Annotated in this window: 6 protein-coding genes; 3 read left to right on the top strand and 3 right to left on the bottom strand. The window is 43.7% G+C overall.

The genetic code is table 11. The features are described 5' to 3' along the window. The first annotated feature begins 322 nt into the window (after positions 1-322). Complete coding sequence (locus tag M3N64_RS04280; protein ID WP_249098532.1) at positions 323-1,036, top strand: AraC family transcriptional regulator; 714 nt, start codon at positions 323-325, stop codon at positions 1,034-1,036. 95 nt (positions 1,037-1,131) lie between these two features. Next, positions 1,132-1,581, top strand: a complete 450-nt coding sequence (locus tag M3N64_RS04275; RefSeq protein WP_249098529.1) for an acyl-CoA thioesterase — start codon at positions 1,132-1,134, stop codon at positions 1,579-1,581. Positions 1,582-1,832: 251 nt separating this feature from the next. Here the strand turns inward: M3N64_RS04275 and M3N64_RS04270 are convergent, their stop codons facing one another. Continuing rightward, positions 1,833-2,066: a hypothetical protein gene (locus tag M3N64_RS04270; protein ID WP_249098526.1), complete on the bottom strand. Its 234-nt coding sequence runs from the start codon at positions 2,064-2,066 to the stop codon at positions 1,833-1,835. 69 nt (positions 2,067-2,135) lie between these two features. Next, positions 2,136-3,587, bottom strand: coding sequence for a cardiolipin synthase (gene cls, locus M3N64_RS04265; protein WP_249098522.1), 1,452 nt, complete (start codon positions 3,585-3,587; stop codon positions 2,136-2,138). Between the two features lie 411 nt (positions 3,588-3,998). Here cls and M3N64_RS04260 point away from each other — a divergent pair, with 411 nt between their 5' ends. After that, entirely contained in the window at positions 3,999-5,120 is a 1,122-nt protein-coding gene (locus M3N64_RS04260; protein WP_438270993.1) for an AI-2E family transporter, read from the top strand. Positions 5,121-5,123: 3 nt separating this feature from the next. Here the strand turns inward: M3N64_RS04260 and alsR are convergent, their stop codons facing one another. Next, positions 5,124-6,014, bottom strand: a complete 891-nt coding sequence (alsR, locus tag M3N64_RS04255; RefSeq protein WP_249098517.1) for an acetoin biosynthesis transcriptional regulator AlsR — start codon at positions 6,012-6,014, stop codon at positions 5,124-5,126. Positions 6,015-6,173 lie beyond the last annotated feature (159 nt).

Here is a 6,173-nt window from a genome sequence, read left to right as displayed (position 1 = left end):
CATTATTTCATTTTCCCCCTGAAAATTGTATTAACAGGAAGAGTATAAGAGGATTGCAAGTCCTTATCTTTTCCATTTTTTCGATCAATTTTATCCGTTTTTAATAGTAAACGATTACAAAATGCAAATTTCTTGACTTCTTTTGCACATTTTATTTTTATTTCAAACGAATCGACCAAAAGTCACGTATTATTTGATATACTCCAATTTAGGGGTATTTTTCACTGATTCATCGTTACTGTTGCCTGTAGCTTGGTGCATATTTGAATCAGCAGCCCCCTCTCCGCTAGCTGACATTCACAATCAGGAGGAGCGATCTTTTTTGGAGGACATTTACTTTTACTTTGTGTCATTCAGCGAAGCGCAGCAATATGAAAGCACGACGCATTTTAAAATCGTGCTGCCTATTCGTGGCACGACGGTCATTTCAACTGAAAAAAAGCAGCAAACGATCAGTGCGGGACAATTCTGTCTGCTGCCTGCACGATATATGTATACGCTCAGTTCGAATGAGTCAAATGAGAACCTGGTGATCGAATTGCCTGATCACTACATTCGCCCTTTTTTGCAAAATCAGACTGCGGATCATTATCAGTTAATTTGGAACATAAATATTATCTGGCAGCAGGTTAAAGATCTGCTAATTTATGAAGTGATGCAGCATAATCATGACGAAGCCACTCTGCTGCTTCATTACTGGCTGCATAAAATGACGGAAACACCTGCCAGTGCGTCGATCCGTTATATTCATCAACACTATACAGAAAAAATAAATATTAAAAAACTGGCGGCGATGGAACATTATACCCCATCTTATTATTGTGATTGGTTCAAGCGGCAGATGCATATGACTCCCCTGGAGTACATCCATTATCTTCGTATTCACCGTGCTAAAGAGCTGCTTGGGGATCCGAAACTGAGTGTGCTGACCATTTCGTATCAGCTGGGTTATGAATACAATGCATCGTTCACCAAAATGTTTAAGAAATACGAGCACTGTTCACCTTCAGAATATCGGGCAGTCCTGCATTCCTGATCTGCTTATGCTGATCTGAGGATGAAAAAGCACGGTTAGCTCAGGATTGTGGTACACTAGTTCCCGGAAAAGATCGATGAAATGGGGGCTTGTGAATGATCACAACAAAGATTCCGGTGCGCTTTGTCGATTGTGACGGAATGGGCCATGTCAACAATGCAGTTTACTATACGTATTTTGAGGAAGGAAAACGTGAGATTTTCCGCTGGTTCACGCCAAGTATGAATCTGAAAGACTGGCGCGTGATCGTAGCTTCGACACATTGCGATTACATTCAGGAGATCAATTACGGTGAAGAAATTACCGTGTACACCTGGATCAGCACGATTTCCAGATCAAGTTTTGATGTTGAGCATGCAATTGCCGGGCCAAACGGTAACTGGCATGCAAGAGGACGTGTGACGCTGATCGGTTATAATTATGAAAGAAAACAGGTTGTTCCACTTTCTGAGGAGATCAAAGACATTCTCCGGCAGCATCAGGATGCCCCGAGAAATGTTCCTGAACTGCGGAAGATACGTATGCCGGATCAACTCGAAGAATGAATCAACTCATAAAAAAGCTGCCGGGCAAACCTGTCCGGCGGTTTTTTCTAATACCATAAGAAAGTTTAAAATTCAGCGGATTATCGTATAAGTGCGACGGCGTCTTTGCCTTCGCCAGAGGTTTGAAAAAGCCAGGTTTTCTAACAAGATAAGAAAGTATATCATTTTGACCCATATGAAAACCAATAAACCAGTGTCTGACCGAGAATCAAAGCGGAGGTGCGCTGACGCCTGCGGAGCGTTCCTGTTGATCAGCGAGCCTGATAAGACCCCGCAGGAATCTGCCTGCCCGCGGGGTCTTCTGGATCGCCCGCAGCAAGCAACTGAAGCGCCGATGCCAACAAAACAAACAGATCAAAGACTCCGGTAGAAAACTGTGAAAACACGCGCTGACCGGTAAATAGCGCAGGAATGACCGGTAAATCATGCTGAATGGTCGGTAAATCGCAGTCAGACGGCATCCTGTGAAAGTATGTCCTGTGCACAACGCGGAAGCCACCGCATCGTGCGGAAGTAAGGACCGGGCTATGCCCGGTTTTTCTAAATGAACCGGATCATAAAATAGGTGAAAGCAGCCTCGAGATACTTTCTTTAAATTTAATAACAAAAGAACGTGAACGATAATCGGGCATCGTTAATTCTTTCGATAAGCGAATGTCTTTTTTAAAGATCGAAGCCAGCTGTTTGGCCGTTTGTTTGTGATAAATAAATGCGTTCACTTCAAAATTCAGACTCAGGCTGCGAAAATCGAGATTGGAAGTACCAACCGTTGCCAGCTGTTCGTCGACAATGATCGTTTTCGCATGCAGAAAACCGTTTTGATAGAGATAGACGCGTGCTCCTGCTTCAAGCAGCAGTCCGACATTCGAATAAGTTGCCCAATAAACAAACGGATGATCAGGCTTGTTTGGAATCATAATCCGCACATCCACGTGAGACAGTGAAGCAATTGATATCGCATTCATAAGGCTTTCGTCAGGAATTAAGTAAGGCGTTTGAATGTAGATCGTTTTTTTCGCGGATAAAATCATTTTTATAAATGCATTTTTGATCTGCTCCCATTTCTGATCGGGACCGCTGGAGACAATCTGAATGCCGACTTCTCCGTATTGCGTCTGTTGATCGTCCATTGCGTAATAGGATTTAAAGGGAACCTGTTCTCCGGAAGCCTGATTCCAGTCAAGCAAAAAGCGGGACTGAATGCTGGTTACACTTTCACCGACGATGCGCAGATGTGTATCTCGCCAAAATCCGAATTTTTTACTCAGTCCTAAATATTCATCGCCGACATTGAATCCGCCGATATAGCCGATGACGCTGTCAATAATGACCAGTTTACGGTGATTTCGATAGTTGATGCGCAAATTCAGCAGTGGCAGTCGGCCGGGGAAAAAGGTCTGAAATTTGCCACCGGCCTGAATAAGCCGTCGAACAAGTTTTTTCGGGAGCCGCCGTGAGCCCTCGTCATCGACAAGCAGTCTGACAACGACTCCTTCCTCGGCTTTTTGCACAAGCGTATCGATCAGTTCATTTCCCAGAAAATCACCGCGAAAAATATAATACTCAATGTGTATATGATGTCTGGCCTGGCGAATGTCATGAAGCAGCTTCTGAAATTTAGATTCTCCGGAAGTAAAAATGGTCAGTTGGTTGTTCAGTGTGAGCGGCGCTTCGTCATTATTCAGATTCAGATAGAGAAGTTCGGAATACTGGCGCAGAATCGGATCTGTAAAAGGCGGTTCATGATTGACGATCGCCAGCATCTGCCTGCTCACAATCTCCTTCGTCCGCTGGTGGACGGTGTGATCCCATTTAAAAATTTTTCTTCTGCTCATGTTCTGTCCGAAAATCAGATAAAGAATAAAACCGACAATGGGCAGGAAATTAAGGATCATCAGCCACGCCCAGGTTGAACTGATACTTTTTCGCTCAAGAAAAACGACGGTTGCACCGAGCAGTATGTTGGTTCCAATTAATAGAGTCAATAAGATTGAGAATATACTCATTATGCCACGTCCTTTAGATCGCACGATTAAGAGAATCAGTGATGAGGGGAAAGCCGTGTGTCAATGGAGCTCATGAAGCATATTGACGACAATCATAAAACCTGTCTTCTCAGTGCAAAGCAGTTCGCTGTGAATAGGTTCATTAATACGGATATAGAGACTTTTCTGTTGTTCCAGATAAACTTAATTATATCGTGAAACAAGCCGGATGTGCCAGAATGTGTTTCCGTGCGGTTAAGTGAAATGCTGTGAAATCGTGCTGATGATTTACCTGCGCGCACAATTTATTTGAACATCGCCAGGATGCAGAGTGACAGCGCAGACTTCTGAAAATTGATTCATTTTATAAATACACGTTATAATTAAAGACAATTATTGAAAACTTTATTTTTATCAGGCTTATATGAAGGTGTGGACACTGTGCTGAAAAAATATTCAAATCTGATTTTCTGGACCGTAGAGCTGTTGTGTATTGCAGTGCTCATTTATGTACTGACGAAAATCTCATTTATTTTTGTTCCGATTGTTACGCTGATTACGACGCTGTTCTTCCCGATTATTGTGGCTGGTTTTCTCTTCTTTCTGATCAGGCCCTTTGTGGATGTCTTTCATCGCATGAAGATTCCCAAAACGTTAAGCATACTGATTATTTATATCATACTTACCGGATTAATTGCTCTGCTGGTCGTCATTGTCGGTCCACCGCTTACGGAGCAGGTCAAATCACTATTTGGACAGCTGCCGGATTATATTGCAAGCTGGAGAACGAACATTGAGCAACTGGCGGACTCCCGCGGCTTTAAATGGCTGATTCATCAGGATTACTACTCTATAGACAAAATTCAAAAAAATCTTGAGCAGATGGCAAAAGCCTTTACGGACAACGCAGGCTCCGGATTATCCACCTTCTTCAGTGTTCTGGTGAATGTGACACTGACTGTGGTGACTGTGCCGTTTATTCTGTTTTATATGCTTAAAGACGGTCATCGCCTGCCGCATGCAGTCACACGATTTTTTCCCCAGAAATATCACAATGAGGTCAATCATATTTTAAGTGATTTAAATGACACATTGTCCTCATATATTCATGGTCTAATCATTGTCGCATCATTCGTCGGCATTTCGTCATGCATCGGTTTTGCGATAATCGGGCTGCCGTTCAGTCTGCTGCTTGGCCTGATTGTCGGCGTGACCAATATTATTCCTTATCTTGGCCCCATTCTTGGTGCGATACCGGCATTGATTATCGCTCTGATGGATTCACCTGCCAAGGCACTGCTTGTGCTTGCAGTAATTGTAGCTGTCCAGCAGCTCGATGGGCACCTCATTTCACCGCTCGTTATGGGGAAACGCCTGAATACGCATCCGTTGACGATTATCATTCTGCTGCTTGTTTCCGGAAAATGGATCGGTCCTATCGGGATGATTCTTGCCGTTCCGACTTATGCGATGATCAAGACAATTATCTCTCATGTCATTCGCCTTGTGCGCCTGCGCCGTCAGAGCAAAGACGACAGTTTAATCAAATCCTGATCTTTACAGATCATTGATACGAATCCGCTTCGTCAGCGAGACGAACTGCTTTAAAGCCGGATTCGTATTTTTTTTCAAATAAGCAAGAGACAAGACGGCTTTAAGCGGATAGTGATCAATTTGTCGGTAGACGACTTCCAGATTAAATAATTTTTCTGCAGAGGCAGGCACGACCCCGACCCCAATTCCTGCCGAGACCAGGCCGACAACCATTTGATATTCCGTTGCTTCCTGGACAATTTTCGGTGTAAAACCGACATTCTGAAAAAGTGAGAGAAATTCATCATACAACCCCGGCCAAATATCGCGTGAGACGACGATAAACGGAACATCTTCAAGATCTTCAATCCGTATGCTTGTCTTTTTGGCAAGCGGATGATTTTTCGGCAGTGAGAGTGCCGCATACCCACGTTTGATCGGATGCGTTTCGATTAATGAACTGCTGACCGGCGGATGGAGCAGACCGACATCAATACGGTCGCCGATCAGCGCATTGACCTGATCCGGAGTTGAAAATTCATGCAGCCGGATCGAGACATGGGGGAAAATACGTCGATATTCTCTGACGATCTGAGGAAGAATATCATAAGTTGCCGATCCGACAAATCCAATGACCAGACGGCCAAATTCACCTCGATGCGCACGCTGAGCAGTATCTACTGCCTGCCTGAATTGGGCAACAGCCGCACGCGCTTCCGGCAGAAAAAGTTCTCCCGCAGTTGTCAGTTCAACATGGCGCTTGTTTCTTTTAAACAGTGCAACGCCTATTTCTTCTTCAAACTGCTGTATCTGTTTGCTGAGCGGCGGCTGTGTCATCTGCAGGCGCGCGGCAGCACGTCCAAAGTGTAATTCCTCGGCTACGGTAATGAAATAGAGAAAATGACGGAGTTCCATTATGACAACACTTCCTTGAGCAGATTTTTACCGGCATTTATTCTATTTATTAATATACTCTGAGTATTACATGACATTCAATAATATATTTCACATTAGTAAATGAAAACGGTAAAATGATATTAATCACAATAATAAGCAGAGAACAGGGGATCGTCT

Origin of the sequence: Sporolactobacillus mangiferae (assembly GCF_023336505.1) — a bacterium.
Taxonomy (GTDB): Bacteria; Bacillota; Bacilli; order Bacillales; family Sporolactobacillaceae; genus Sporolactobacillus; species Sporolactobacillus mangiferae.
Note: the sequence above shows the minus strand (reverse complement) of the source record. Positions and strands in the feature narration are given on the sequence as shown.

What these genes read in the sequence shown, in the direction of transcription:
- M3N64_RS04275 (WP_249098529.1), top strand. Translation starts at nt 1,132, where the DNA reads ATGATCACAACAAAGATTCCGGTGCGCTTTGTCGATTGTGACGGAATG.
- cls (WP_249098522.1), bottom strand. Translation starts at nt 3,587, where the DNA reads ATGAGTATATTCTCAATCTTATTGACTCTATTAATTGGAACCAACATA.
- alsR (WP_249098517.1), bottom strand. Translation starts at nt 6,014, where the DNA reads ATGGAACTCCGTCATTTTCTCTATTTCATTACCGTAGCCGAGGAATTA.